General features: G+C 52.7%; 29 protein-coding genes. 26 read left to right on the forward strand and 3 right to left on the reverse strand.

Going from position 1 to position 23,658, the window contains the following annotated elements:
- The 24 genes from Q0688_RS23800 to Q0688_RS23915 all read left to right on the forward strand — a co-directional run.
- Nucleotides 1-196 (forward strand): hypothetical protein (locus Q0688_RS23800; RefSeq protein ID WP_299083165.1); only part of this gene is annotated, 196 nt, incomplete at its 5' end.
- Nucleotides 193-807 (forward strand): hypothetical protein, encoded by a 615-nt coding sequence (locus Q0688_RS23805; RefSeq protein ID WP_299083167.1) that lies wholly within the window; start codon nt 193-195, stop codon nt 805-807. The genes Q0688_RS23800 and Q0688_RS23805, both read left to right, overlap by 4 nt.
- 18 nt (nt 808-825) lie before the next feature.
- The gene (locus Q0688_RS23810) at nt 826-1,170 is read left to right on the forward strand and encodes a hypothetical protein (RefSeq protein WP_299083169.1); all 345 of its coding nucleotides are present in this window, start codon (nt 826-828) and stop codon (nt 1,168-1,170) included.
- Nucleotides 1,170-1,499, forward strand: a complete 330-nt coding sequence (locus Q0688_RS23815; RefSeq protein WP_299083171.1) for a hypothetical protein — start codon at nt 1,170-1,172, stop codon at nt 1,497-1,499. Before Q0688_RS23810 ends, Q0688_RS23815 begins: the two co-directional genes overlap by 1 nt.
- Before the next feature lie 298 nt (nt 1,500-1,797).
- Nucleotides 1,798-2,115: a hypothetical protein gene (locus Q0688_RS23820; protein ID WP_299083173.1), complete on the forward strand. Its 318-nt coding sequence runs from the start codon at nt 1,798-1,800 to the stop codon at nt 2,113-2,115.
- 3 nt (nt 2,116-2,118) lie between these two features.
- Nucleotides 2,119-2,586 (forward strand): hypothetical protein, encoded by a 468-nt coding sequence (locus Q0688_RS23825; RefSeq protein ID WP_299083175.1) that lies wholly within the window; start codon nt 2,119-2,121, stop codon nt 2,584-2,586.
- Nucleotides 2,587-2,700: 114 nt separating this feature from the next.
- Nucleotides 2,701-4,458 (forward strand): hypothetical protein, encoded by a 1,758-nt coding sequence (locus Q0688_RS23830; RefSeq protein ID WP_299083177.1) that lies wholly within the window; start codon nt 2,701-2,703, stop codon nt 4,456-4,458.
- Nucleotides 4,455-4,580: a hypothetical protein gene (locus Q0688_RS23835; RefSeq protein ID WP_299083179.1), complete on the forward strand. Its 126-nt coding sequence runs from the start codon at nt 4,455-4,457 to the stop codon at nt 4,578-4,580. Before Q0688_RS23830 ends, Q0688_RS23835 begins: the two co-directional genes overlap by 4 nt.
- Nucleotides 4,581-5,396, forward strand: a complete 816-nt coding sequence (locus Q0688_RS23840) for a hypothetical protein (RefSeq protein WP_299083181.1) — start codon at nt 4,581-4,583, stop codon at nt 5,394-5,396. It abuts the gene before it with no gap.
- Nucleotides 5,397-5,399: 3 nt separating this feature from the next.
- Nucleotides 5,400-5,678 (forward strand): hypothetical protein, encoded by a 279-nt coding sequence (locus Q0688_RS23845; protein ID WP_299083183.1) that lies wholly within the window; start codon nt 5,400-5,402, stop codon nt 5,676-5,678.
- Nucleotides 5,679-6,203: a terminase small subunit gene (locus Q0688_RS23850; RefSeq protein WP_299083186.1), complete on the forward strand. Its 525-nt coding sequence runs from the start codon at nt 5,679-5,681 to the stop codon at nt 6,201-6,203.
- 268 nt (nt 6,204-6,471) lie between these two features.
- Nucleotides 6,472-7,638 carry a hypothetical protein gene (locus Q0688_RS23855; RefSeq protein ID WP_299083188.1) on the forward strand — a complete coding sequence of 389 codons (1,167 nt, stop codon included), beginning with the start codon at nt 6,472-6,474 and terminating at the stop codon, nt 7,636-7,638.
- Between the two features lie 4 nt (nt 7,639-7,642).
- The gene (locus Q0688_RS23860; RefSeq protein WP_299083189.1) at nt 7,643-7,963 is read left to right on the forward strand and encodes a hypothetical protein; all 321 of its coding nucleotides are present in this window, start codon (nt 7,643-7,645) and stop codon (nt 7,961-7,963) included.
- 338 nt (nt 7,964-8,301) lie between these two features.
- Nucleotides 8,302-8,520 carry a hypothetical protein gene (locus tag Q0688_RS23865; protein ID WP_299083191.1) on the forward strand — a complete coding sequence of 73 codons (219 nt, stop codon included), beginning with the start codon at nt 8,302-8,304 and terminating at the stop codon, nt 8,518-8,520.
- Nucleotide 8,521: 1 nt separating this feature from the next.
- Nucleotides 8,522-9,127 carry a hypothetical protein gene (locus Q0688_RS23870; RefSeq protein ID WP_299083193.1) on the forward strand — a complete coding sequence of 202 codons (606 nt, stop codon included), beginning with the start codon at nt 8,522-8,524 and terminating at the stop codon, nt 9,125-9,127.
- Nucleotides 9,124-10,746 carry a portal protein gene (locus tag Q0688_RS23875; RefSeq protein WP_299083196.1) on the forward strand — a complete coding sequence of 541 codons (1,623 nt, stop codon included), beginning with the start codon at nt 9,124-9,126 and terminating at the stop codon, nt 10,744-10,746. Before Q0688_RS23870 ends, Q0688_RS23875 begins: the two co-directional genes overlap by 4 nt.
- Before the next feature lie 25 nt (nt 10,747-10,771).
- A complete protein-coding gene (locus Q0688_RS23880; RefSeq protein WP_299083198.1) occupies nt 10,772-10,915 on the forward strand; it encodes a hypothetical protein in 144 nt (47 codons plus the stop codon).
- On the forward strand, nt 10,912-11,712 hold the full coding sequence (locus Q0688_RS23885) for a hypothetical protein (protein WP_299083200.1): 801 nt from the start codon (nt 10,912-10,914) through the stop codon (nt 11,710-11,712). Before Q0688_RS23880 ends, Q0688_RS23885 begins: the two co-directional genes overlap by 4 nt.
- 160 nt (nt 11,713-11,872) lie before the next feature.
- Complete coding sequence (locus tag Q0688_RS23890; protein WP_299083201.1) at nt 11,873-12,712, forward strand: phage capsid protein; 840 nt, start codon at nt 11,873-11,875, stop codon at nt 12,710-12,712.
- 14 nt (nt 12,713-12,726) lie between these two features.
- Nucleotides 12,727-12,996, forward strand: coding sequence for a hypothetical protein (locus Q0688_RS23895; RefSeq protein WP_299083203.1), 270 nt, complete (start codon nt 12,727-12,729; stop codon nt 12,994-12,996).
- A gap of 187 nt (nt 12,997-13,183) precedes the next feature.
- Nucleotides 13,184-13,606: a hypothetical protein gene (locus tag Q0688_RS23900; protein WP_299083205.1), complete on the forward strand. Its 423-nt coding sequence runs from the start codon at nt 13,184-13,186 to the stop codon at nt 13,604-13,606.
- Nucleotides 13,607-13,608: 2 nt separating this feature from the next.
- Nucleotides 13,609-15,639, forward strand: coding sequence for a hypothetical protein (locus tag Q0688_RS23905; protein WP_299083207.1), 2,031 nt, complete (start codon nt 13,609-13,611; stop codon nt 15,637-15,639).
- Nucleotides 15,639-16,076, forward strand: coding sequence for a hypothetical protein (locus tag Q0688_RS23910; RefSeq protein WP_299083209.1), 438 nt, complete (start codon nt 15,639-15,641; stop codon nt 16,074-16,076). The genes Q0688_RS23905 and Q0688_RS23910 overlap by 1 nt, the downstream gene beginning before the upstream one ends.
- Nucleotides 16,076-17,758, forward strand: a complete 1,683-nt coding sequence (locus Q0688_RS23915; RefSeq protein ID WP_299083211.1) for a hypothetical protein — start codon at nt 16,076-16,078, stop codon at nt 17,756-17,758. Before Q0688_RS23910 ends, Q0688_RS23915 begins: the two co-directional genes overlap by 1 nt.
- Before the next feature lie 663 nt (nt 17,759-18,421).
- Here Q0688_RS23915 and Q0688_RS23920 read toward each other — a convergent pair.
- Nucleotides 18,422-18,775: a hypothetical protein gene (locus Q0688_RS23920; protein WP_299083213.1), complete on the reverse strand. Its 354-nt coding sequence runs from the start codon at nt 18,773-18,775 to the stop codon at nt 18,422-18,424.
- 16 nt (nt 18,776-18,791) lie between these two features.
- Here Q0688_RS23920 and Q0688_RS23925 point away from each other — a divergent pair, with 16 nt between their 5' ends.
- Entirely contained in the window at nt 18,792-21,485 is a 2,694-nt protein-coding gene (locus tag Q0688_RS23925) for a hypothetical protein (protein WP_299083214.1), read from the forward strand.
- Nucleotides 21,485-23,149 (forward strand): hypothetical protein, encoded by a 1,665-nt coding sequence (locus Q0688_RS23930; protein ID WP_299083216.1) that lies wholly within the window; start codon nt 21,485-21,487, stop codon nt 23,147-23,149. Before Q0688_RS23925 ends, Q0688_RS23930 begins: the two co-directional genes overlap by 1 nt.
- 31 nt (nt 23,150-23,180) lie before the next feature.
- Here Q0688_RS23930 and Q0688_RS23935 read toward each other — a convergent pair whose 3' ends face one another.
- Complete coding sequence (locus Q0688_RS23935) at nt 23,181-23,438, reverse strand: hypothetical protein (protein ID WP_299083218.1); 258 nt, start codon at nt 23,436-23,438, stop codon at nt 23,181-23,183.
- Nucleotides 23,435-23,620, reverse strand: coding sequence for a hypothetical protein (locus Q0688_RS23940; RefSeq protein WP_299083220.1), 186 nt, complete (start codon nt 23,618-23,620; stop codon nt 23,435-23,437). Before Q0688_RS23940 ends, Q0688_RS23935 begins: the two co-directional genes overlap by 4 nt.
- Between the last annotated feature and the right edge of the window lie 38 nt (nt 23,621-23,658).

Genomic DNA, 23,658 nt, shown 5'->3' on the forward strand with positions numbered 1-23,658 from the left:
GGATATCCTCTCTGCGATGCTGGCCGAGGAATGCGGTGTCTGGTGTAAAACCGTCGCCGGTCAGCGATACATGGCGCTGGTCGGCGCGCAGCTCACAGCGTTGAAATCCGTGGATACCGATGATGTGACAGTCACGCTCGATCAGATGATCTCTGAGCTAATCGCTACCGTTCAGAGCGTGCAGGCTATCCAGTGAAGGGCGTATCACTCCGAAAATACTGCCACCACCTCTGCGAGCGGTCGTACCTGTCCGCTGATCGGCTAGGGCAGGGCGAAACACTGCACACGTTCGACAATATGATTGTTTTGCGCCATGAGCGCGACGAATTTGTGGCGCTGGTTCCTCGCGGTAGTGATAGTTGGGCAGACTGGCTACAGAATTTCTACGTGTGGCCGCACAAAAAATTCGCGGGCGTTGGCCGGTTTCATCGAGGCTACGGCAAGAAAATCGCCAAGCATTTGCCGGAGCTGGAGAAATTGGTCGATCCCCGCAAACGACTAACTCTCGCTGGGCATTCAGCCGGTGGGGGCGAGGCGGTTAATTTTGCAGCGGTCACTCAATACCTAGATCTGATCGACCAAACAGTGACGTTCGGCACACCGAAAACCGTCGCTCGTATCTACAATCCTAGCCATGAACAGTGGTTACGATCGGTAACAACTCATTACCTCAACCCGTTCGATATGGTAACGCAGGTGCCATTTGGTATGGCGCGCATTGGCAAAGAGGTGGTCAAAGGGATTCGAAAATCCAGTGGCTCCGAACATCCATTGCCGGTGTATGCCGAATTTTTTGCAGACGTTTAGTTAGGGAGCGGTTGCTGTATGACGGAGCTAGAGTCGCAGGTCTACGCGATTGTATCGTGGGGCAGCATGATTACGGGCACAGCTAGTATTGTCATGCTGGTGTATTTGGCGGTTCTAGCGATGCGCGTGGCGCATGTTGCCACCGCCAAGGAGCTGGGCTACACATGGTTAGCGGGAGCGGTGGTGGCTATCGCTATGCTGTTTTTTTCGGGGCTGCACATGAGCGACAATTTGCAATGGGAGCTAGATCATCCAATATGGGCGCAGACGTTTAGAGCTATTCCGCAAACGCTGGCACTCGTGCTGGAGGTTCGGTTAGCGATGGCCTACAGATTCCCGTTGTTCCGTCGGGCGAGGAACTAATGCAAACGACTGTCCCAGCCGAGCTGATTGACCTAGAGGTTTGGGCAGAATTTGGCCTCGTGGGTTTGGCGTTTATATCGCTGGTTGTTTGTGTTGTCCTGCTGGTCGTGGTGATTGTCCGATCGAATAGAGGGTTTCGGGATGCCGTTGAAACGGCGCACGATAACTGCCAAGAGAATCAGGCGACGCTGAGACAGGAGGCGCGCGAGGAGCGCACCGAAATTTTTGATAAGCTGGGCAGCCAGATTGAATCCAGTTCTCAGCGCAATGCGGACGTTATGGGCGAGGCTATCGCCGCTATGCACCGGGCGGTAGACGAGCTGAAATGAATGACAACGCTAGAACAGCGCTGCCAGTGGAGCGAGCGAAACAGGACGGGATGTAGCAGTTCGGGCGGCCACCCAACGACACTCAAACAATCAGACTATGAGGCAATACATGAACAAATTGACCAACTACGTGCTAGCAATTGTCGCTACGGCGCTCTCAACCGTCACACAGGCGCAGACGTGTACGCCAATGACGGAACCCGCTCTACTGACAGGATGCGACGTGTCTACGCTGACCTGTCCGACAGCCGTTACGCTCTGTTTTACGCCGCCTGCCACCTATGCTGATGGGACACCGTTGAACATTGCCGACATTGAGGCGTTCCCCTACCGAGTGACCACAACCGCAGGCGAGGCACTAGGCGAGATCAGTGCAGCGGGGGAATCTGCTCCGCTAGGATTACAGGTTACAGTTGCCGATATTCTCGACGATGGACTGGCGAGTGTGGCCATTGATATGCAAACGCGGATGATTGGCGGCTCCACGTCAGAGCAGTACAGCCCGACAGTTATAGCCAACGTGCAATTTGAGCAGTCGTTTATAGATGGTGTTCGGGGATCACTGGGCGGCCCTGCCCGTATTGTTGATCTGCTGTGGAATATTCAGGCACAGTAAACTGTGAAAATTTTACCGCTCATTCTGATGCTGTCGTTCTCGTCGAACGTACTGGCCGAGAGCTACAGCGATATTGTCGCTAAATTCAGATCACAATGGCTGAGCGTGAAGGCCGTTAGCACTACGCGGACGCATGGCACGGTGTTTAGTTCATGGATGCCGATGGAGCCTGACAGTCGTTTCCGCATTCAGGTGAACGGTACGCACCAATGGGGCTACGGTCAGACTGCGCCGGTTCACTCATTCGGCCCCACGCACGCCACTATGCGCGGCGAGAAAAAACGTATGCTGTTTGAGTTTCAGAGCAACGAGTCCTATCCAGTCGGCCTACTGATTAACGCAAAGGGTAATGGCGGCGGGGCTATCTCAATCACCAACGAGAGTCAGAATGGCAACCCCTGCATGGTGTTTCGCTATGAAAACAGGCCGGTTGTTATCGCTAGAATCCCAACAGGATGCAATGAGGTTTAGATATGGCCGAGGGCGTATCCTGATTCGCGCGCCGACTCCATAGGCGCGGTGTTTGATAAAGATGGTAGTGTAATTAGAGAGTGGCGCTGGCTACTTCAACAACAGGACTAAACAATGGCTGACACCTATCAAGATTATTACATCGCTGACGATACCTTAACGGATCACAGTGATAGTTCAACCGAAGGCACGATTGCATGGGCGGTTGCGCAGATCAACGCCGAAACGACTGCCGAGGGCCGACGACGCAAGATTATTGTCGGTAGCGGCGAATATGATTTTACCAATCTCGTTCGTATCGAGGATAACATCACAATCGAGGGTTCCGGTACGGGAGCGACACTGCTTAATTTTAATAGCACGTCCGGTGGTTTTGTTTTCGGCAATGGCGAAATGCATACCGGTGGCGAGACTGTTGCAGTGGGTGAGTACCGGCTCCCTCATCATGCGCCGACAACAGAATGGCCGTTTGAGTTGAGAATGCGCTGTACTGGCACGGGGACAACCGGAACTATCGGCCAGTTTGCATCCGATTGCGCTGGCGCAACCACGGCGGGAAATACATTTACCGCCACGGGAGGTACGGCAACCTTTGAAGCGGTGGCATTCTGCACTCCGGAGTTTAAGGGCTTTGCCTACAATATGGCTTCTGGCATGACCGGCAGCGGCATACTAATCAACAACTGCAACGGCGTGAGATTCCGTGATCTAGTGGCGACAGGCGGTAATGCAGCAGGATGGGCGTTAGAACTGGCCGAGGTAAACCAGTTCAGTGCTGAGAGCCTCCTTTTTGAAGTTGACTCCAGCGGCATATTGGTCAATTTCCGCAATGCCGATGTGTTCCCGTATAACTACGGTGATGGTGTATTTCAGGGTGTTGATGTCACGCTGGGCAGCGCCAATACCGTCGGCGTTAAATTTCTTGGTCATGACACCACTAACGATACGATCAATAACATCCTTTTTGACCGGCTCGAAGTTATCAAATCCGGCGCCAATGTCACTGATTGCTGTGTAGGCGTTTGGTTGGAGCAAGCCAAACGAAACACCTTCCTGCACCTCGATGTCGAGGGATGCAATGTCGGCATTATGGAAATCGGGCGGGGCGGTGAGCGCTCACAAGCCAACACATTTATACAATATCAATTTCAGCCATCGGCGGGAGATCAAGCCGCCGAGGGCTACCCCTATGCGCGGGGGGTTCCTTTACAGGCCGCTGCGACGACGCCGTTTCTTACCGCAAAGGTGCGGGAGAACTGGCTTAACTATTCGCCATTTTCAGACTGGCCGGGCGGCACATCAACAGCCTACATTGCTGATGACGATGGCACGTGGGGCCGCGATGTCACGGCTGTTAGTACAGCAGTAGGCGGCATTATTGATATGACGATGTCCGGCACAATCCCGACATCTGGGCGCACCGATCTTAGTCGCTACCCGGTCATAGCGCCAACAGCCAACCACGCTAACGCAACTCGCATCATGTACGCCGAGGGGATAGACGGTGTGGATTCGCTTGGCTCTAGCGGCTTTGCGTTAGGCAGCGACAGCGATCACAACTGGTTTACCGTCATATTTAAACGCCTAGCAACTTACACGATGGCGATACGTTCGATTCGCGGCAATGCGACGGGGCTAAAGATAGACGTTTACGAGTCCAACGCGAACAGCTCGCCAACTCTGTCACCCGAAGCAGCAGCCGATCAGGTGTATATCGAGCGGTTGGTGCCGGGCGGTGAATTAACCGCAGAGCCGGGCACTACAGCGGCGGGTATGGTTGTTCGCGCTGATGGCTCAACGTGGAATCCGGGCAGCGGCGCGGGGACGTATATACGAAATGCCGCCGATACTGCATGGGTGTTTATCGGATGAGTACCACTATTGCCTATCCGTCACACTTTATCGAGTACGACAACTATTTTATAGGCTTCCCTGTTGGGGCAGTGACGGTCAAAACCCGCATTAGTTTTTGTGGCACATTTCAGGATCAGTAGATGCCAGCGCTGCCGGGAGAGGTTTTAGGCGACAGCGTAACGCTGACCATTGGCACGCAGGCGGTGTCTGGATCGCCAGCGAATACCAATTGGGGCTATGCGACCGAGGGCGGCGTTTATGGCACGATGTCCCCTGATGAATTTATTGATTTTGATTACACGACAGCCATTGAGGTCGATAAATTCAGATGGGACGATCTCAGTAACAATTTTGTTTTTGAGGTTGGACCTCGGCACGATAGCGGTGTTGCCAACAATGAGGGCGATGACGAGGGCTGGACTCGGATAGAAGTTGACGGTACGGCGTTTGTGCGCACTGACGCCTCAACGTACAGCTCATTGCAGCGCCGGTGGACGTATAACTCGGTTTCTAATCCGTTCGCAGCCGCAGGCGATGGCGCAGATATAACGGTAAATTTTTACCACGCTTCAGGGGCTTCGACAGTGGCAACATACTATGTGAACCAAGCAGGGACAGCTAACGGCTGGACTGCAGGAAACGACTCAAACGGCGGCACCAGTATTAGCGATGCCAAGCTGACATGGCAGGGCGTGCATGATCTAGGCTTAACGGCTGGTGATATTGTGATATTCAATTCATCCAGCGAGACAAACTATACTGCGCCGAATACAGCCAAGAGCAACATTCTGAGCGCTGTTGATCCTCAATCCACCGCTACATACACCGCTGATGGCGACTATTCATTTGGCGGGGCGACGTTTGACGTGAGCGCAGACGAGTGGCTGGCAAGCTCTGGCGGGGGTGGTAGTGGTGGCGGTACAAAAATTATTGGAAATTCAATTATAGGAGGGTAGCAAATGGCGACGACGCTTGGATCATCAGCGACTACAGCACAATCGGGGACGGTAACGCTCACCGATGGGCAATCTATTATCGTCTACACAGACGAGCCACTAAGCCCGAACGAAACCGTAACGGCATCAAGAACCTATGACGGAGGGACAAACTATCGCCCTCTCGATTCAGGCATACTCTGCGATTCAAAGGTGTCTGAGAACAGATTAACCGGCCCCGGCGATTTCAAAATAGACAAGTCGGCTACAAATACAGCAACTCAAATGTATTACGATAGCTAGATGGCGCTCAACGTAAGGCAAAAGCGATTCTGCGAAGAATACATCGTTGACCTCAACGCTACACAGGCCGCGATCAGGGCTGGATATAGCAAGAGAACAGCAGGCGTGCAGGCTCACGATCTCCTCAAAAAACCTGAGATACAGGCAATTATCAGCACGTTACAAGACGATCGCTCCAAAAGGACGCAGATCACAGCAGATCGCGTACTAGAGGAGCTTGGCAAAATAGGCTTTGCTGACATCAGGAAGGCATTTGGCGATCAGAATACAGTGCTGTTGCCGGGTGATATGGATGATGATATCGCGGGGGCGCTCGTTGGTATGGAGGTGACGACCAGACCCTCGGGTGAATATGATGAGAACGACCGGCCCATTATGGAGAATGTGCATAAATTTCGACTGGCCGACAAGGTTCGAGGGTTGGAGCTGCTGGGGCGTCATTTGCTGCTGTTCAAAGATCGCGTGGTACATGAGGGTGAGGTGATTGTGAAGGATCTGCGCGGGGTCAAACGTGACCGCGACTAGCTATGCGCTGGAGTATGAGCCGCAATCTGAGTCACTCGACGCCTATCATCGCACGCTGGAGTATCACCATCGGTTTATTATGGGGCCGCTTGGCTCTGCCAAAACCACCACGGTATGTTGTGATCTGTTTGATTTGATGGTGAGCATGCCCGTCGATGCGCAGGGTGTTCGTCGATCTCGATGGTGCGCCATTAGAAACACGTACTCAGAGCTAAAAAATACCACGGTTAAGGAGTGGCTGGAGATATGCCCGGAGGATTTGGGCGTAATGAATTGGACTGATCTTGTTCAGCGCGTTCTGTTTACTCGAGAGGATGGCACCAAGGTTGAGGCTGAGATGATGTTCTTGGCACTAGACAAGCCAAAGGATGTTAAAAAGCTGCGGGGGTTACAATTAACGGGCGGCTGGCCCAACGAGATCAAGGAGCTGCCATGGGAGGCGATATCCATGTTGTTTGGCAGGTGCGGTCGATACCCGCGCAGGGGCGAGGTAGACCCGTATTGGTATGGGTTGGTAGGCGATACCAACGCGCCGGACGAGGATCACTGGTACTACAAGCTAGCTGAGGAAGAAAAACCGGAGGGGTGGTGCTTTGTTCGCCAGCCTCCCGCAGTAATAAAGCGTGGTGACAAGTGGGAAGTAAATCCCGGCGCTGACAATCTGCACAACCTACCCGAAGGGTACTATGAGAATCAGATAGCAGGCCATGACGATGACTGGATCAGCGTCAACCTCGGGAACAATTACGGATTTGTCAAAGACGGCAAGCCGGTTCACCCATGGTACAACGATCAAGTGCATTGCTCGCCGGAGCTGTTGGAGCCAGACAGGAAGCAGGAGGTCGTGCTGGGGCTGGATTTTGGGCGCACTCCTGCATGCGCGTTTGCACAAAAGGATGCAATGGGGCGATGGCGGTTTGTGGATGAATTTACATCTAACAACATGAGCGCAGAGACGTTTGCGCCAGAGCTAAAGCGATATATTGATCAAAATTATAGCGGGTTTACGTTTAAAATGGGGTGGGGCGATCCATCAGGCGGCGCAGGGAATCAAAGCACTGATCGCACGCCGTTTGATATTTTGCGGTCAAACGGCATTGTAGCGTCTCCAACATCCAGCAATGACCCGCTAATGCGCAGGGCGTCGTTAAGCTCGCCGGGTATGCGTAATTGCATGGATGGGCGGCCAGCGCTACTCATATCGCCAAAGTGTAAAATGCTCAGAAAGGGACTGGCGGGTGGTTTTTGTTACAAGCGAGTGCAGGTAAGCGGCGAGAAATATGCCGATAAGCCTGATAAGAGCGAATACTCTCACATTGTAGAAGCGGCTGAGTACGCGCTACAGGGCGAGGGGGAGGGTAGCGCGGCAGTACACGGCAAGCCTGCATTTAGAGCGCCCGTTAAAATTAACCAATACAATCCAATGCGGAGATAGGATTATGAGGACGATACTAGAGGAAGGCGTGACGCCGGACGCGATGACCAAGCACGCGGGAGCACTAATTATTCTGTTTGATGTGCTGAGCCAGAACGCACAGAACAAGCACCTGAAAAAGGTGACGGATAAGGAAGTGGTCGTTGGCCTCAGAATGAACCTCCAGAAGGTGCAGTGCGAGCGGTTGATTGTGGCCCCTCTGCGCAAGCTGCTGGCGGGTTATGACATTGAAGCGAACCATGAGAATAAGGAGCTGAGGATTACACGTGCCGCTACAAAGAAACGATCAAAGCCTGCTGAAAGCGCTGGAGTCGAGGCGGCTTAATGGCTACCTTGTTTATTATGCGAGTGATCGCTGGTGGTCTGGTCTGTTTGGCGCTTTTGGCCATTGTTCGCTATTTATCAACCGGTATGGATTCTGGATCGAAGTCCAGCATCATTACTCGCATACCTTCATCGACATCCATCCCGGCGGGTATCGGTGGCAAAAGGGGTTGCCAGAAGGGGCGATTGTGCAGCCGTTCTTGCGAGAGGTCTCGCTAAACGGTATTCGTTGCCCTCATTTGTTGCAGCCTTTTACTTGTGTGGAGACAGTTAAGGCAATACTAGGAATCAATCGCTGGTCGATTGTGACGCCACGACAACTGTACAGGTATATCAGTCATGGGATCGAAGAAAAAGCCCAAGCCCCAACAAGCACAGCATGATCCAGAGGCCGAGGCGCTACGCCAAGAGCAGATGGAGCAGATGCGCGAACAGGACTCAGAGATTGCCGAGCGAAAGGCGCGATTCCGGCTGCGCAAGCGGGGTCGTATGTCGCTGATATCCAGTCGGGGCGAAACAGGCAAGCCGACCGGCAAGCAAGACACGATGGGGGTGTAGCATGAAAGCAAAAGCAAATGGCCTGTTGGGTAAAAAGGTGCCGAAAATTGATGATGAGGACATCAGTCAATACCTGCCGGGTGCAAAGGGCAAGAAGCTGAGTCCGTCCCATCCGTCATATCTGACCCAAGAACGCATCGACCGGAATCGAGAGAGCTATGTGAGCAAGCTCAAGCATAGTGGCGGCGAATATACGCAAGTCGATGTTGCTGTAGAGCCTCATGGCGCAGGCGCTAAATACAATGAGTTGGTGCAGGTGGGCGAATTGTCACCCGATAGATACAGGGGGCGCGTGTCTGCGAACTATCCGGGCAAGCTCACCGACGAGCAGATTGCTACAGCTAAAGAGGATATCAAGGGCGGGATTGAATATGGCCGTGCGTTTCACAGAGCTGATGTATCCGACGCGGGTCTAAGCACTCGATACAAGGAATACGAGCGTAAAGCCCTAGTGAACCGCCAGCGGGAGCGCTTGCGCGAGCAGGCTAGCGAGATAAAGCAGCGAACAGCTACGCGCCGACGGTTCGCGCGCGGCAGGGTAAGCCTTCCCGCTATGAACAATCGCACTAAAAGCTCGACCGTGGGCGCAGAAGGCACCATCGCATGACAGACGCCAGAGCATTACTAAAACGGTTTGAGAAGGCGAAGCTGCGTCGAAATCAGAACTGGTGGAATCACATGCGGGAGTGCTACGAGTATGCAGCGCCTCAGCGTGAAACATTTTTCCACTACACCTCAGGACAGAAAAAGAATACTGACTTGTTCGATAATACGGCGGTTATGGGCGTACAGAAATTTGCGTCTCGCATGCAGATGGATATGGTTCCTCCGTGGCAGAAGTGGGCAATGCTGGCGCTTGATGATGCCATGCCGGACGAGATGGGCGAGGAGGAGATTGATTACGATGGCGAGACGCTGACAGTCAACGAGGCGCTGGAGCGATCAACCGATACGCTATTCAAATACATACACGAATCGAACTTCGATATGAAGGTCTACGAGTCGATGATTGATATGTCGGTATCGACCGGCATATTGACAGAGGAGTTCGACGTAGAGAATGACCGGCTGGTATTTAATGCTATTCCGCTGCCTGAGACATTCCTAGAACCCGGCCCCATGGGTGGGATTGATAACTTTTGGCGAGAGCATGAGATACAGCTAGATCATGTATTGCGCATGTGGCCTCGCGCCAAGCCATCCGACAAGCTCAAAGAGCAGATGGATAAGTACCCGCAAAAGAAGGCAGTGTTTGTTGAGGCGTGTTTATATCTAGCGGTTGGTAAATACCGCTATTCGGTGATTGATAAGGCCCGTAAGCATACAGTGCTGGAGGAGGAGTTAGAGTCCTGCCCATTTATCGGCTTTCGGTCGATGGTAATTCCCGGCGAAGTTTACGGTCGAGGTGTGGTGATGCAGAACTTGCCGACGATCAAGACTCTCAATTTAATCAGTGAGTTTGAGCTGACATCGGGGGCGATATCGGCATCAGGTGTATGGACGGGCACCACTGACGGGGCTTTTAACCCGTATACCGTGCAGATCGCGCCGGGGGTGGTGATCCCTGTTCATAGTAACGACCAGCGAAACCCAACACTACGATCGCTCGATACCAATTTTGACTTCACGTTCACGCAGCTGAAGCGCGAGGAATTAGTAGCCGAGCTTAACAAGGCGTTTTTTGCCAATCCCATTGGCGAGATGGACGACCCAACGAAAACGGCCACTGAGCTGACTATGCGGCGGCAGATGGATTTGCAGGACAGCGGGGCATTCTTTGCGCGACTATTCACTGAGCTGGTGAATAAAGTTATGGAGCGCACGATTTATCTACTGTCGCGCGAGGGGAAAATCCCACCGATTAGTTTTGAATCCCGCCAGCTCAAGATCAAGCATACATCGCCGCTTGCGAAGGCAATGGACATGGAGGACGTGCAGAACCTCAATACAGCGATGGAATATACCGCTGGATTATTGGGGCCTGAGTCGGTACAGCTTCAGTTCAAGACTGAGAACTACGGCGCATTTGTTGGCAAGAAGCTGGGCGTTGAGCCATCAATGGTTAGAACGGCTAAAGAGCGCGACGAGATGACACAGAAAACAGCGGAGGTAGTGAATGAGCTGGGACAAGCTGAGGCCGAAAACGCCGGAGCAAATGCAGGAGCTAACGGAGCGCCAGCGAGCGGATCGACAGGAGCGCCTGTCCAGATACCACAGAGTATTTAGCCAGAGCGCAGACGGGCGCAAGATCATGGAGGAGTGGGTTAATAGCTTTATGATGAGCGGCTTTACGGGCGACGATCCATCGCCTATTGAGCTGGCTATGGTGGAGTCTCGGCGGCAATTTGTCGCCATGGTTGTTGATAATGTAAGCAAAGCGGAGAATGTGCAATGAGTGAAGTCGCGGAGAATGAACAGGTAGAAACGGACGTATCGGCAGAGGTTGAATCTAAAAATCTGCTTGATGCGGTGCAGTCTGATGCGGAGAGCACGGTTAGTCAGGAAGCGGCCAACGAGCAGCCATGGAAGTGGACATCAGAACTGGATGGCGCAGGCGATAAGCCAGAGTGGTTCAAGGGTGATAAATATCTTACCGTTGCTGATCAGGCAAAAGCCTATACCGATCTGGAGGCGAAGTTTGGTAATTTCACAGGAGCGCCGGAGGAGTACGCTATCGAGGTGCCTGCTGATCTTGCGCTGCCTGAAGGCATAACATGGGAGTTCGACGACAATGACCCACTATTGCAGGCGTTCATTCCAGTAGCAAAGGAAATGAATCTCGATCAGGGCGGGTTTGACAAGATGATCCGCATGTTTATCGAGCAGGAGGCGCAATCGGCGGCAGGCGAGGCGCAGACCGTCGAGAAAGAAATGGCAGAGGTTGGCGACCCTAACCGGGTCTCCTCCCTTGGTGCGTTTGCCAAAGCGAATATGCCCGGTGATGTCTATAACAAGTTCCACGACATGCTGACCACGGCGGCATCGGTCGATGTATTCGAGTGGTTTGCCCAGCAGTCCCGCGAGTCTATGCTGCCTAATCCGAACGATTTACCGGCGGCGGGAGCGGTCACAAAAGACGAGCTTGCCGAGATGGAAGGCAAGAAGGGGCCAGACGGGAAGCTGTTATGGCTGACAGACAAGACCCATCGCGCCAAGATTGAGCGGATGCGCCAGCAGTATTTCGGCGGGTAGTTGCGTAACATTATAGCGTGTAGTAATGTAGCACCCAGCATTCCTTCAGATACCTCGTGAGAGCCTGAGTTCGGAATGATTTAACGCTAGTTGAATCGGCCCCTACAGGACACCCGATGAAGCAAGTACACACTTGTTTTATTGACACGAGGTAATCACCATGTCAAAGAATCTATCTGCTGCCGCGCAGCAGGAGTTCGACAGTCTTGTTCATCACCTTTATCAAGGTATGGGCAGGCTCCGCGATTGTTGCCAGCTACGCTCCGGCGTAACGGGCGATATCTATAAATTCCGCACCATGGGTAAAGGTGTGGCCAACCAAAAACCAACCCAAGCCGATGTCACTCCGATGGACATTGATCACACGCTGGTCAATTGTATTTTGGAGAACTGGGTCGCGCCCGAGTACACCGATATTTTTGATCAAGCTGAAGTCAATTTTGACGAGAAGTCACAGCTTGCTAAAACTATCAGTAAGGCGCTTGGCCGACGCGAAGATCAATTGTTGATTGATGCGCTCGACGGCGCTGGCTCGTACCTTGCTACTGTCGGTACTGCGACGGGCGGCTCGAACCGAATGAATATCGGCAAGATTCGCGCAGCAGGCGAGGAGCTTGACCAACAGGAAGTGGACGAAGATGGTCGCATTATGATCCTCTCCGCGCGATCTAAGTGGTCGATGCTTGAAGACCCGGAACTGTCTAGCTCTGACTACAATACAGTCAAGGCGCTGGCTAACGGCGAGATCAACACATACGCCGGTTTTACCTTCAAGTTTATCGGTACGCGCTCAGAAGGTGGATTGACATCCGCTTCTAATGTCTTTGATGGCTATGCCTATCACAAGGACGCGCTGGGCTTGGCCATCGGTATCGACCAGAAAACGGAAGTGAACTACGTTCCCGAGAAAACTTCATGGTTGTGTAACGGCCTGTTGAAGGCGGGTGCTGTAGCGATCGACACGACCGGTCTAGTTAAAGTACAAGCAACTGAAACCTAATAGGGGGTGATCTAGTGGCATTTTCAAGAGATGGGCTTTATCAAGTAGGCCCGGGCGGTAGCTCACCACGGTTGTGGATGTACTCATCTACCGATGCGTTTTCGACTATCCGTGCAGCTGATTACTTCCTTCCGGCAATCAACGAGATCAGTCTCAACGATTGCCTTTTGGTGGTTAGTGCAACAGGCGGCACTCCTGTAGTGACGCTGACTTACTGTAACGCTAATGATGGTACGACTATCGACGTTGTTGATGGTAATACTGTTAGCGCTACAGATACTTAATCTGTCTCCGCGCAGATAGGGGCGGTTCAGGTTTCGGCTTGAATCGCTCCGACCTTTATTGATGTCAAGCAAAGAGCAGATATTCTCTAAAGCCCTCCTGTTGTTGGGGGAGCTTCCTATTAACTCGTTTACTGAGGGCACTACTGGCGTCGTCGCATCGAACCGGTACGCCGAGATTCGAGACGCGATGCTGACTGATACTCGGTGGCGCTTTGCTACAGGCAAGCAATCACTGAACAGGCTTACCGCTACACCGCTGAACGAATGGCGATATGCTTTTCAGATTCCTGATGATGTCCTTTTGGTTATACGCATGTACCCCAGCCAAGGGTATGAGATATACGAGGACAAAATTTATACCAATGCAGCATCGGTTGAGATTGACTATATATTTCGACCCCTTGAGCCTGCATTCCCTGCCTATTTTGTTGAGGCGCTTGCTGCGCGCCTTGCCGAAGAAATAGCTATTTCTGTGACCAATAACGTAACACTACGCGGTGAGATGGTAGAGCTGGCGGCTCGCCGCCGCGCTGAGGCTATGCACAAGGACGCACAAGGCAGGCCTAATGTGGCGATACAATCCCGACCGTTTATTGATGTCCGGCGGTAGTTGTGAAGAACCACCAGCTTCAGTCGTCATTCAATAATGGTGTACTAGACCCCACGCTGCGCGCTCGTTTTGATATCAAGCAGTTTTATCAAGGCGTAGAGCAGGGTGATAATGTAAAGTTTCTCCCGCAAGGTGGCGCACGCCGCAGGCCGGGGCTTTTATATGTTGATACGCTACCCGGCGTATCAAGAGCTATTCCATTCATATTCAATACTGACCAAAAGTATTGCTTGGTGTTCAGCAACAATCAGATCGACGTGTATCGTAATGATGCAAAAGTCGATACGGTCGTTACGGCGTACCAAGAGGCAGACTTGTTCGATATTGATTATGCCCAGTCAACTGATTCCATGGTGCTTGTACATGAGGACTACCCGCCGAGGCTTTTGGCGCGCGGTGCTACCGACGCTGATTTCACCATTACTGATATCGGCTTTACTGAGCTGCCACAGTACGACTTCGCAGACGCCGACAGCCCAACCGCAGCCGACGAGGTACAGGACGTTACCATCACAAGCGGAGTCGCTGGACGAATTTTTAAACTCAATCTGGAAGGAATCGACACCGAGACGATTACCTACCAAGACAACGCCGATGGCGCGCTGAACATACAGGAAGCGCTGCTCGATCTGATCAACACGCCAGACACGGGAATCACTGTTGCCCGAACAGGTGCAGGGGTGTTTCGTGTGACGTTTAGCGGCACAGCTGCGGATGATTGGCGATTGCTTGATGGTCGATTCACGGATGGAGGCGCAGGGACGTTTTCGGTCTCTCGCATATCAACTGGATCGCCACAGACGGAAGATGTATGGTCTACCGGTCGAGGCTACCCGCGCACAGTGACATTCCACGAAGCCCGATTGTGGTTTGGCGGGTCAAAGCAACGGCCCAATACCTGCTGGGGGTCGAATGTTAATTCCTTCTTTAACTATCGCCCCGGCAATGGTCGAGACGATCAGGCGGTCGAGTACACGCTAGACACGGATCAGATCAACAAGATCGAAGCGATATTCTCGTCAAGGACGTTGCAGGTATTTACCGCTGGCGGTGAGTTCATTGTTGTCCAAAATGAATTTGACCCCATCACTCCATCGAATATCCGCATATTGGGGCAGACCCGGTATGGAGCGAAAAAGATCAAGCCGGTTGATATCGAGGGAGTTGTCACTTTTGTTCAGAGAACAGGCAAAGCGATTCGGGAGATGTTTTCTGAGTCGCAGTCACTCAGCCAGTCATACTCGTCGCCTTCGATATCGTACCTCGCGCCCTCTTTGATTGTTGATCCTGTCCAGCTGGAAGCATTGCGCGGCACATCGTCAGAGGATGCTAACTATATTATTGTCGTCAATAGTGATGGCACGGTGGCTATATTTAACACGCTTAGAGATCAGAATGTTTCTGCTTGGTCGCGGTGGCTGCTGTCCGGATCATCGGCTAGCTTTCGATCTGTTGCTGTGCTGCTTGAGGATGCGTACTACATAACAGAGCGCAGGATCAACGGTACTACAGCGCGATTTTTGGAGCGCACGGATACATCACTTTATACTGATGCCACCGAGGTTTATACGGGATTTAGCGGCTCAGTATTAACGGGGCTATCCCACCTAGAGGGCGAGGCTGTCAGTATTCGCGCTGATGGCGTGTTGCTGCCAGAGATGACGGTATCAGCTGGGCAAGTAACGCTAACCAGAACACTTACCAATGCTCGCGTCGAGGTGGGGCTTAATTTCACATCAACACTTAAAACGATGCCGGTATCACAGGATGCTGGCGCAGGGTTTAATCTGGACGATGAGAAGCGCATTACTCGCGTAACGCTCGATCTTTTCGAGACGTTGGGCGTTAGTATTAACGGCGTTCCAGTTCCCGATATCCAGTTTCCGCTAACGCTGGATACCGCGCCGACTCCCTATACTGGCCGTAAGGGGTCGCCTTTGCTGGGATGGAGCAAGACCTCACAAGTGACAATAACGCAGGATCAGCCAGCGCCGATGACGGTGCTTGGTATAGGTATAGAGGTGGACGGATAATGGGTGCAGGTGTAGCAGCAGCCATGCCGTATGTCGCCACGGCGCTGACAGCGGCATCGGGTTATATGCAGTACAAAGAGGCAAACAAGGCTGGCGATGGGATTATGGCCGATGCTGAGCGCTATATTGACGAGGAGGAGCTGCGGCATAATGAGCAGCAGATATCGCGTCGGGAAAAGATTATCAAGGCACTGGCGGCGCAGAACGCAGGCGCAGGCGCGCGCGGGATATCATTGTCTGGATCGCCCATCAATGTAATGGAGTTTGACCAAAAACAGTACGAGATGGAATCGCTCAGCGGTCGTGTTTCACACAATATGCGTACATCTAATATCAAAGAGCAGGCAAGGAATCGAGCGTCCGGCATTAAGCGCAGCGCTCAGATATCATTGCTTGATACCGGCACGCGCATGGCTTCGACGATGATTAACGCCTAATGGATCGCTATCAAAGGCAATATGGCTTTCAGGGTACGGGTGGCGCATCATCCGGCAAGGCTGAGAAGCATTCAAGCATTGCTCAGGCCATGCAGGGGTTCACGTCTACCATGGCGGGTGTGTCGGGCGATCTCTACAAGTCGGCCAAAATGTCCAAGGCGCAGAAAGAGGTCGCTGAGTATGACGGGACAGAAGCGCCAGAACTGCGCAAAGGGATAGGCGCATCAGACCGTTATTACAACAAAGCGATGATGGAGTCTTACCGCGATTCCGTGCAGGCCGATGCGCATGTCAGGCTGGGCGAGCTGTCTGTCTTGCACAAAAACGACCCGATAGCATTTGCAGCCGCATCGAAGAAAAAGCGGGACATGGTGGCGGCTGAGGCCGGAGATCAAGCGGGTTATGCGCTGATGTCTTACGACATGGTGCAAAGGCAGTATCTTAAAGAGATCAAGACGGGGGTGATGGAGTCAAACGTCGCAGCCGCTAAGCAGGTATTCGATGGCACTCTATCCAATGAGGAGCACATTCTCACCAGCTTTGCAGTTGATCAGGATGAATTTTCAGAGGGCGAACTGGCTATTGCTTTGTCGGTGTATGACGAGCGAGTGGCTGGCACGTCATTTTTGACGCAGGAAGAAAAAACCAAAAAACAGCTGGGCATTCGCACGCGGATATTGCAGGCAAGCTACAGCTCTGAGTTAAATCGCCACCTTGACGCTAACGATTATGCTGGCGCAAGGGACTACATCACCAAGCTGCGACGCAGGCAGCTGACCGATGGATCAATGTCCAAAATCAAGCAGGAAACAGGCTACACGCCGGAAAAGATGGCCGATTACCTGCAAGAGCGCATGAAGCAGCATGGCGCGCTGTTGTCGGATCAGGTCGCACAGGAAGGCAAGGCGATTGAAGCGGTGGAGATTGCGCAGCACGAGAGCAGGCGCACCAATCAGCTTGATTTGCTGGATATGATGGACAGCAACGCACTGACATCAGAAGTCGTGCGCGGCTACCGTGGGCGCGTTGACGATGATTTTTATAAGTACGCACTATCTCGCGCGGCTGATAATGGTGGATTCCCGTCTACCGGCGCATCAAACAAGGCCGAGATGGGGCGACTTTACTCGCTGGCGCTTGATGCTGATCTTGATGCTGATCCAGAACTGGGCGAGGAGATCATGCTGGAGGCAACGAGCGCGCTATTGGCTGGAGATTTAAACCGGTCAGACCATAAGGCGATCAGCGATGTATTGACCCGCTCTCGATTTGAAGCTGGCGATGAATTCATGGAGACGGCTATTGCTGCGGCAAGACAGGGCGGCAACCCCAAGGCGGCAATCAATATCGGTCGAGCTAATCAGCGGTGGCTGAAGGCGAAGCGCGACAATCCCGATATGACGCCGACCGATGCGGCGAACATGGCGTCGATGATTGTGCAGTCGGCGGTTAGTTCTGATACGGATAGCGAGCAGCGGCATCTTAGGGTACCAAAAGAGTACCGCGCCGATACCCCTGATGAATCGCGGAAGCTGATCAATCAGGCGTTTGGCCGAAAGCATGGCGGCGATATTGATCGCATGACCGCTGATCAGGAATACATTTACTTGCAGCGATTGGTATTAGAGTGGCGCGAGCGCGACGAGATGCGCGAGATGATGGGGGTTAATCGTGGACAATAGCGTTATAGAGTCCGTCGAGCGGCCTGTTGGCGACAAGTTCCAAGGTATCCGCGATGCGGCAGAGCAACAGCGGCTTATTGATAGCGGTTTTGATCCTGAGCTGCCAGCAGTAGAGGACACCCCAATTATTGCAGAGGTGGAGCGCCCTGTTGATTTGGTCGCATCTCTCAGCGTCAAGCCGGAACTGTCCATTGAGGGCAATATCCGTTCGAGCTTTGACCGCGAAGCCATGCCATCAAGAGATCAAATACTGGCAGATATGGCTGAGGGTGAGCAGCCAGACATGGAGCCGGAATTAGCACCTGAGGCCGAGGAGGATTCAGGCCTGCTTAATAGCGTTGCAGAGGCGGCGTTCGGCAATCGTATGGGCAAGCTGGGCATTGTGGCCGATGTTACCGCGCAATCCGTAGCAGGAGTGGCTGACGCTGTTAGTGAGATGAGCGATAGTCTTGACTCTGTTACTCAGTGGGCGCAGGACAAGCTGCCTATTTCTGATATGGAGTTATCCGGTGACGATCAAGCCCGAGTCGATGATTTTTTGGATAAGATCGGCAGCCCTCATTTGCTGCCGGATGATCCAGCCGAGGCGCTGGTCGAGCTGATAGGCGAGCCGCGTACTGGCTGGGGGCAAGCTGCGCATTCAATGAGTCAGTTTTTAGCGCCCTATCTGACCATGACAAAAGGGCTGTCTGCGGCTGGATGGGCAGGAAAAGGATTGCTGTCCGGCGGTGCCAAGATGCTGAGTGCTGAGGCGATTGTTGGCGCTACTGCGTTCGACCCGTTCGATGATGCGTTTGCCGAAATGCTGGAAGGCGCTGGTGTGGAAAATGACTTCCTGCAATGGATGACCAATAACGACACCGAGGCACAAGCTAGGGTGTCCAACGCGCTGGAGGCCGCACTATTAGCATCAGCAGGTGAGGCGACTGTTGCGGTCGGCGCAAAGGGCGTGCAGGTGGCTGCTGCGGCCACATCAATGCTTTTGAAGTCTGCTGTTGGGCAGAAGCTACTTGGCACAATGGGCGCTCTATGGATGGCTCGACGTGAACTGCGAAAAGACTCACCTCAAGTTGAGGCGGCGCTACAGATTGAGCGCGAAGAAGCGCAAAAGCAACTGCTGGTAGATTTGCGGGGCGATCCAGAAGGCCCAGCTTTTAATCATGGTGCGCAGTCGATTGATGAGGTTGTTATCAATTTTGCTCACATCAAGACAGACGACGATGTTAAGCGGGTTATTCAAGAACTGGCCGACTCGGACATTGACGCGATAGATAAGGCGCGTCGTGGCGTAGTTGGCTGGGATCAGACACAGCTAGAAGCTGAAAAAATAGACGCTTGGAACATGCTGACTGAGCGTGCAGAGGGGCAGCCACTTAATGCTGCGCAGACAGTTGCGGCCAGAACATTATGGACAAAGTCCGGAGCCGCTGCTCGCGGCCTAGCTGAGCGCCTCCATCGTGATCCCTCGCCTATTAACAAGCTGGCATACAAGAATGCGCTAGCGGTGCATGCGGCTATTCAGAGGAGCGTACTGGGGGCCAGAGCAGAGACAGCCCGGGCGCTTAATGCGTGGGCCATCCCTGTCGAGGCCAAAAACCTTGAGGATGTGCTTGAGTTGGTGGGCGAGGAGAAGAATCTCGAGAAAATAGCCAAGCAGCACTTAAAGCTGACCGAGGCGGGTATGATGGCGCAAGCCGATACGCTGATCTACGGCTCCAGCTTTGCCAAAGGCAAGGATATGGTCAACGACTTGATCTATTTCTCCTACCTATCCGGCCCTAAAACGCACATGAGAAACATCATCGGCAATGCTGTCGTGGCACCGGTTCACATGCTGGAGCGGGAGATAGCAGCCGGTATCGGCAAGCTCAGGGGCGCAGCGCCCGGTGATCGTGTTGAATCTGGCGAGGGTGCTGCTTACCTGTATGGCATGATCAAGGGCACGGTCAGGGCTTTGCGCGTATCGAAGAAAGCCGAGGAAACTGGCACGGTATGGCGAGCATGGGAGGAGGGCGAGTCGGGCTTTGGTGTTGGCAAGGTCGAACAGCCTAGAATTGGCGGCTTTGATCCAGAAAAACACAACATTGCCCCCTCGACGCCTGATGGCTCACCGCTAAAGTCGCCCGGCGATTTGGGGAGCATGAACCCTTACTACATGCTTATGCACGGATTAGACGGCATTGTTCGGACGCCGGGTAAGGCGCTGGCGGCAGGTGACGAGCTTTTTAAAACGCAGAACTATGATGCAGAGATCAATGCGCTGGCATGGCGTGAGGCGCGCGCGGCCATGGATCGCGGCGACATTGCCGAGGATCAGGTGTATGACCATGCTCACAAGCTGGTTGAAAGTCCAGAAAGCTATATGGAGCTGGGTGCGGCTGTTAGGGCGCAACGACAGACCTTTACCGATGTGCCGGAGGATACAAATTTCCGGCATCTATGGAAGGCGATAGCCCGAAAAACCCCATGGCCGCTTAATAAGTTCATATTGCCGTTTGATCGGACTGCGTACAATATCGGCCTATATGGGTTTGAGAGAACGCCGCTGGCCCCTATCACTCAGCGATTTCGCACTGCTATTGAAAAGGGTGGCGTTGATCGGGATACTGCGCTAGCGCAACTAGCGGTGGGTAATTCATTACTTCTTATTGGGCTTGATTTAGCTATGTCGGGGCGCATTACCGGCCATGGCCCCGCTAATATGTCTCAGCGTGAAGGGTGGATGCAGGAGCATGCGCCGATGTCGTTTGAATTTGAGCAAGAAGATGGCTCAATAAATAGCTATTCCGTTCGCGGTATTGAGCCTATCGGCACATTTCTTGGTATCGCGGCAGGCATTAACGATATTGTCGAGGGGCAGGACTGGGAAAACCCCGACAAGGAGGCCGACAAACTTTTGCTGGCAGCGTCTATGGCTATAGCATCTCAAGTAACCTCGCAGCAATATATGTCAGGCGTGTCTAGCTTTTTTGAGATGATGTCAGACCCGCATCGCTACGCGGATGGATACTTCAAGCGAATAGCCGGTATCGCCAGCCCGACCATATTATCGGACATTACTAGAGTTGATGATCCGGTTTTCCGGCACGTATCCAGTATGATTGATGCAATTAAGGCAAGAGCGCCCGGGTACTCAAAAGAGCTGCCCGGTAAGTTTGACCGATGGGGCAATCAAATATCACGCCGATCTCACATGGGGCCGGTATACGATGCTGTGTCGCCCTTTGCTGCTAGAAAGATGAAACCGCAGCCGGTTGACCGAGAGCTGGCGCGGTTGCGAAAAAGTGTTAGCAAGCCCAGCCCCTACCAGACGTTTTATCGTGACAGGGTAGAGGATTACAAGTACGGGGAGGCTATATCCATCAACCTAAAACAGCTATACCCGCATGCGTATTGGCGCATGGTTGAAATTGCCGGTAAGGAGGTCACTGAAACCTCTGATGGCGATTCAATAACAGTTATGCAGGGAATGTTTGAGTCCAGCGGTAAGCCGCTAGTCGAAGAACTAAATATGATAGTGGATGGCAGTCACCCGCATGTTGACGAGGAAGTTTATCGACGTGTTTTGACAGATGGCCCCGAAGGTGGCAAGCAGGCATTCTTAACGGCCATTATCAATGCGTACCGGAAAGAGGCAAAATACAAGGTGCTTGATGAATACCCAGAAGTAAAGGCTGAGGTTGAGTCCAGAATGAAACCGGAAAAATATAATTGGGAGGCCTTCTAATGGCCCATATTGAAATTAACGATGCCACGCCGCTGATCCAGTACACTGCAACAGCATCACAAGCGCAATTCACTGTGCCTTGGCCGTTTTTTAGCGATTCATCTCTAGTTGTTTACCAGACGCCGACTGGCAATACAGCCAGCGATGCCGACGATGTATTGACGCTCACCGCTCACTATACGGTAACTGGCGCAGGCAATATCGAGACGGCTACCCGCTATATTACGCTGGTGACTCCGGCGACATCCGGCGATGTAATTAGCATTAAACGTAATGAGCCTATCGAGCGGTCGGCTGACTATGCAGCGCTGTCTGATGTCCCAGCGGACACACTGAACGACGAGCAAGACCTAGAGCTTATGGTGTTGCAGCAGTTGCGCGAGGTGATCAATAAATCAATCAGGCTTCAAGACACCGATATATCCGGCGCAAACCTAAAGCTACCGGCACTAGCCGCATCGCAATACATCCGGGTTAATTCGGCAGGCACAGGCCTAGAGTTTACAGCGGCGGTATCGGGGACGATTACCAACGCTGATGATTCTACCTTGTTTGCTGGCAATAATGCAGCGTACTATCTAGCTATCGGCAACCATACCGGGTCTCTATCGGCGGCTCAGCACGGCACCCAAACAGACGCGACGCTGCACGCTGATGCGACCAGTTCAGCCGATGGCTTTATGCCTGCACAGGTTAAAAAGGAATACGATCAGTCCGTCTTACTGCCTCTTGGATTTTGGAGCTGGAATGGCAGTGCGAGCGTTATCAGTGAGCAATCGAGCAGCCTTGTTCGCGTTCTTCAGGGTATTGTTGCGCGCAGCGAGCTGGGTTCGGCTGGCATTTATTCCCCAAGCTCACTCATAGATAAAGACGTTACCGCTGCGTGGGCAGAAGGCACCGGTAATGGGGGTTATGCTTCGGCCTCCGCTCGCGCGGCGAACACGCGCTACAACATTTTCGGCCTAACCAAAGGCACCTATGACTTGGCGCAGGGCGAAGTAGCGATTGACGCGAGCGATTCAGCAGCCACCGCACTGTCTACACCGGCAATCTCTACGGCTGGTTATACGGGCGTGGTTCAGCTGGGTGGGATGCGTACCGACAAATCGAACAACATTGGCACGGTGTGGATTCGGTCGGCGAAAGAATCGCAGCGCCAGCTCCTTGATGTCATCGAGGTCGATGCCGAGGCCACCATCACCCTAGATTACGGGTTTGATCTTTCGCCCTATCGCTATACCGAATTCGAGATTGACGACCTGATTATCTCCGGCGCTACCAGCAGGCAGCTGTATGCTCGCGCTGGCGTGGGTGGTGTGGCTAATGGCTCGTGGTCGAATAATTATGAATTCAAGGCCGGCACTGGGTACAACGCAAATCTAGCATCAGGGCAAAATCAAGCGCTGCTGGTAAGCTCTGCCGTGTGTGACGAGAACTCCCTGATAAGCGGCCTAGTTACCGTCAGAAATATGGCCAATGCCAGCCTCGACACCCACGTATCTGCAAATCTCAAAGTTTACAAGTATCAGGGCAGTGTTTATGCGGGTATATCACGGTGTGAAAGCCTAGACACCACAACACAGGCAGCTGATACGCTAGAAATATCAAATTCCGGTGCAGTAAACTTCACCTCTGGAAAAATCTACGTCTACGGCATTCGCTAACCCACATATACCCATGACGTTGAATATGGTGTTATACGCTATCCGCTGGCGGGTTTGAGAAGACCGCCCACAAGTAAGCGCGACCTTTCGGCGTCAGCTCGTAATCGTTTGTTATCAGCCCATGCTCAAGAATAATCGCGTTAGATGTGCCACCTTGGTAGTAGCCGCTGGCGCACTTCAATACACCTTGATTAACAACTGTCCGTTTATCCATTCCGCCGAAGTTCGCGTTTGCATGTACGCTCTCAATTTCGTCATCGGTGATTATCTCTTCTGGTTTTTCGCTCATAATAGAGTCCTTGCGTATAACAAATTGGTGTTGTCGCTTCGCTGGGACACTCGCTGCGCTTCAATATTTTTAGTTTGTATGTCTAAAGCAAGATCGGCTAAATCTTCAATCGTCAGCGGGTCGCCCATATCTCTATGAATCCGCGATGTATCCATCAAGTGCTTTTTTATATCAATCTTCATTCTCAATCCTCAATTATTAAGCTAACAAAGCGCATCAA

It is taken from the genome of uncultured Paraglaciecola sp. (assembly GCF_937123705.1).
Taxonomy (GTDB): domain Bacteria; phylum Pseudomonadota; class Gammaproteobacteria; order Enterobacterales; family Alteromonadaceae; genus Paraglaciecola.

Coding starts and splice junctions, on each gene's coding strand:
- Q0688_RS23810 (WP_299083169.1), top strand. CDS start 826: ATGACGGAGCTAGAGTCGCAGGTCTACGCGATTGTATCGTGGGGCAGC.
- Q0688_RS23815 (WP_299083171.1), top strand. CDS start 1,170: ATGCAAACGACTGTCCCAGCCGAGCTGATTGACCTAGAGGTTTGGGCA.
- Q0688_RS23830 (WP_299083177.1), top strand. CDS start 2,701: ATGGCTGACACCTATCAAGATTATTACATCGCTGACGATACCTTAACG.
- Q0688_RS23835 (WP_299083179.1), top strand. CDS start 4,455: ATGAGTACCACTATTGCCTATCCGTCACACTTTATCGAGTACGACAAC.
- Q0688_RS23840 (WP_299083181.1), top strand. CDS start 4,581: ATGCCAGCGCTGCCGGGAGAGGTTTTAGGCGACAGCGTAACGCTGACC.
- Q0688_RS23845 (WP_299083183.1), top strand. CDS start 5,400: ATGGCGACGACGCTTGGATCATCAGCGACTACAGCACAATCGGGGACG.
- Q0688_RS23850 (WP_299083186.1), top strand. CDS start 5,679: ATGGCGCTCAACGTAAGGCAAAAGCGATTCTGCGAAGAATACATCGTT.
- Q0688_RS23855 (WP_299083188.1), top strand. CDS start 6,472: ATGAATTGGACTGATCTTGTTCAGCGCGTTCTGTTTACTCGAGAGGAT.
- Q0688_RS23860 (WP_299083189.1), top strand. CDS start 7,643: ATGAGGACGATACTAGAGGAAGGCGTGACGCCGGACGCGATGACCAAG.
- Q0688_RS23865 (WP_299083191.1), top strand. CDS start 8,302: ATGGGATCGAAGAAAAAGCCCAAGCCCCAACAAGCACAGCATGATCCA.
- Q0688_RS23870 (WP_299083193.1), top strand. CDS start 8,522: ATGAAAGCAAAAGCAAATGGCCTGTTGGGTAAAAAGGTGCCGAAAATT.
- Q0688_RS23875 (WP_299083196.1), top strand. CDS start 9,124: ATGACAGACGCCAGAGCATTACTAAAACGGTTTGAGAAGGCGAAGCTG.
- Q0688_RS23880 (WP_299083198.1), top strand. CDS start 10,772: ATGGAGGAGTGGGTTAATAGCTTTATGATGAGCGGCTTTACGGGCGAC.
- Q0688_RS23885 (WP_299083200.1), top strand. CDS start 10,912: ATGAGTGAAGTCGCGGAGAATGAACAGGTAGAAACGGACGTATCGGCA.
- Q0688_RS23890 (WP_299083201.1), top strand. CDS start 11,873: ATGTCAAAGAATCTATCTGCTGCCGCGCAGCAGGAGTTCGACAGTCTT.
- Q0688_RS23900 (WP_299083205.1), top strand. CDS start 13,184: ATGCTGACTGATACTCGGTGGCGCTTTGCTACAGGCAAGCAATCACTG.
- Q0688_RS23910 (WP_299083209.1), top strand. CDS start 15,639: ATGGGTGCAGGTGTAGCAGCAGCCATGCCGTATGTCGCCACGGCGCTG.
- Q0688_RS23915 (WP_299083211.1), top strand. CDS start 16,076: ATGGATCGCTATCAAAGGCAATATGGCTTTCAGGGTACGGGTGGCGCA.
- Q0688_RS23925 (WP_299083214.1), top strand. CDS start 18,792: ATGGCTCGACGTGAACTGCGAAAAGACTCACCTCAAGTTGAGGCGGCG.
- Q0688_RS23930 (WP_299083216.1), top strand. CDS start 21,485: ATGGCCCATATTGAAATTAACGATGCCACGCCGCTGATCCAGTACACT.
- Q0688_RS23935 (WP_299083218.1), bottom strand. CDS start 23,438: ATGAGCGAAAAACCAGAAGAGATAATCACCGATGACGAAATTGAGAGC.
- Q0688_RS23940 (WP_299083220.1), bottom strand. CDS start 23,620: ATGAAGATTGATATAAAAAAGCACTTGATGGATACATCGCGGATTCAT.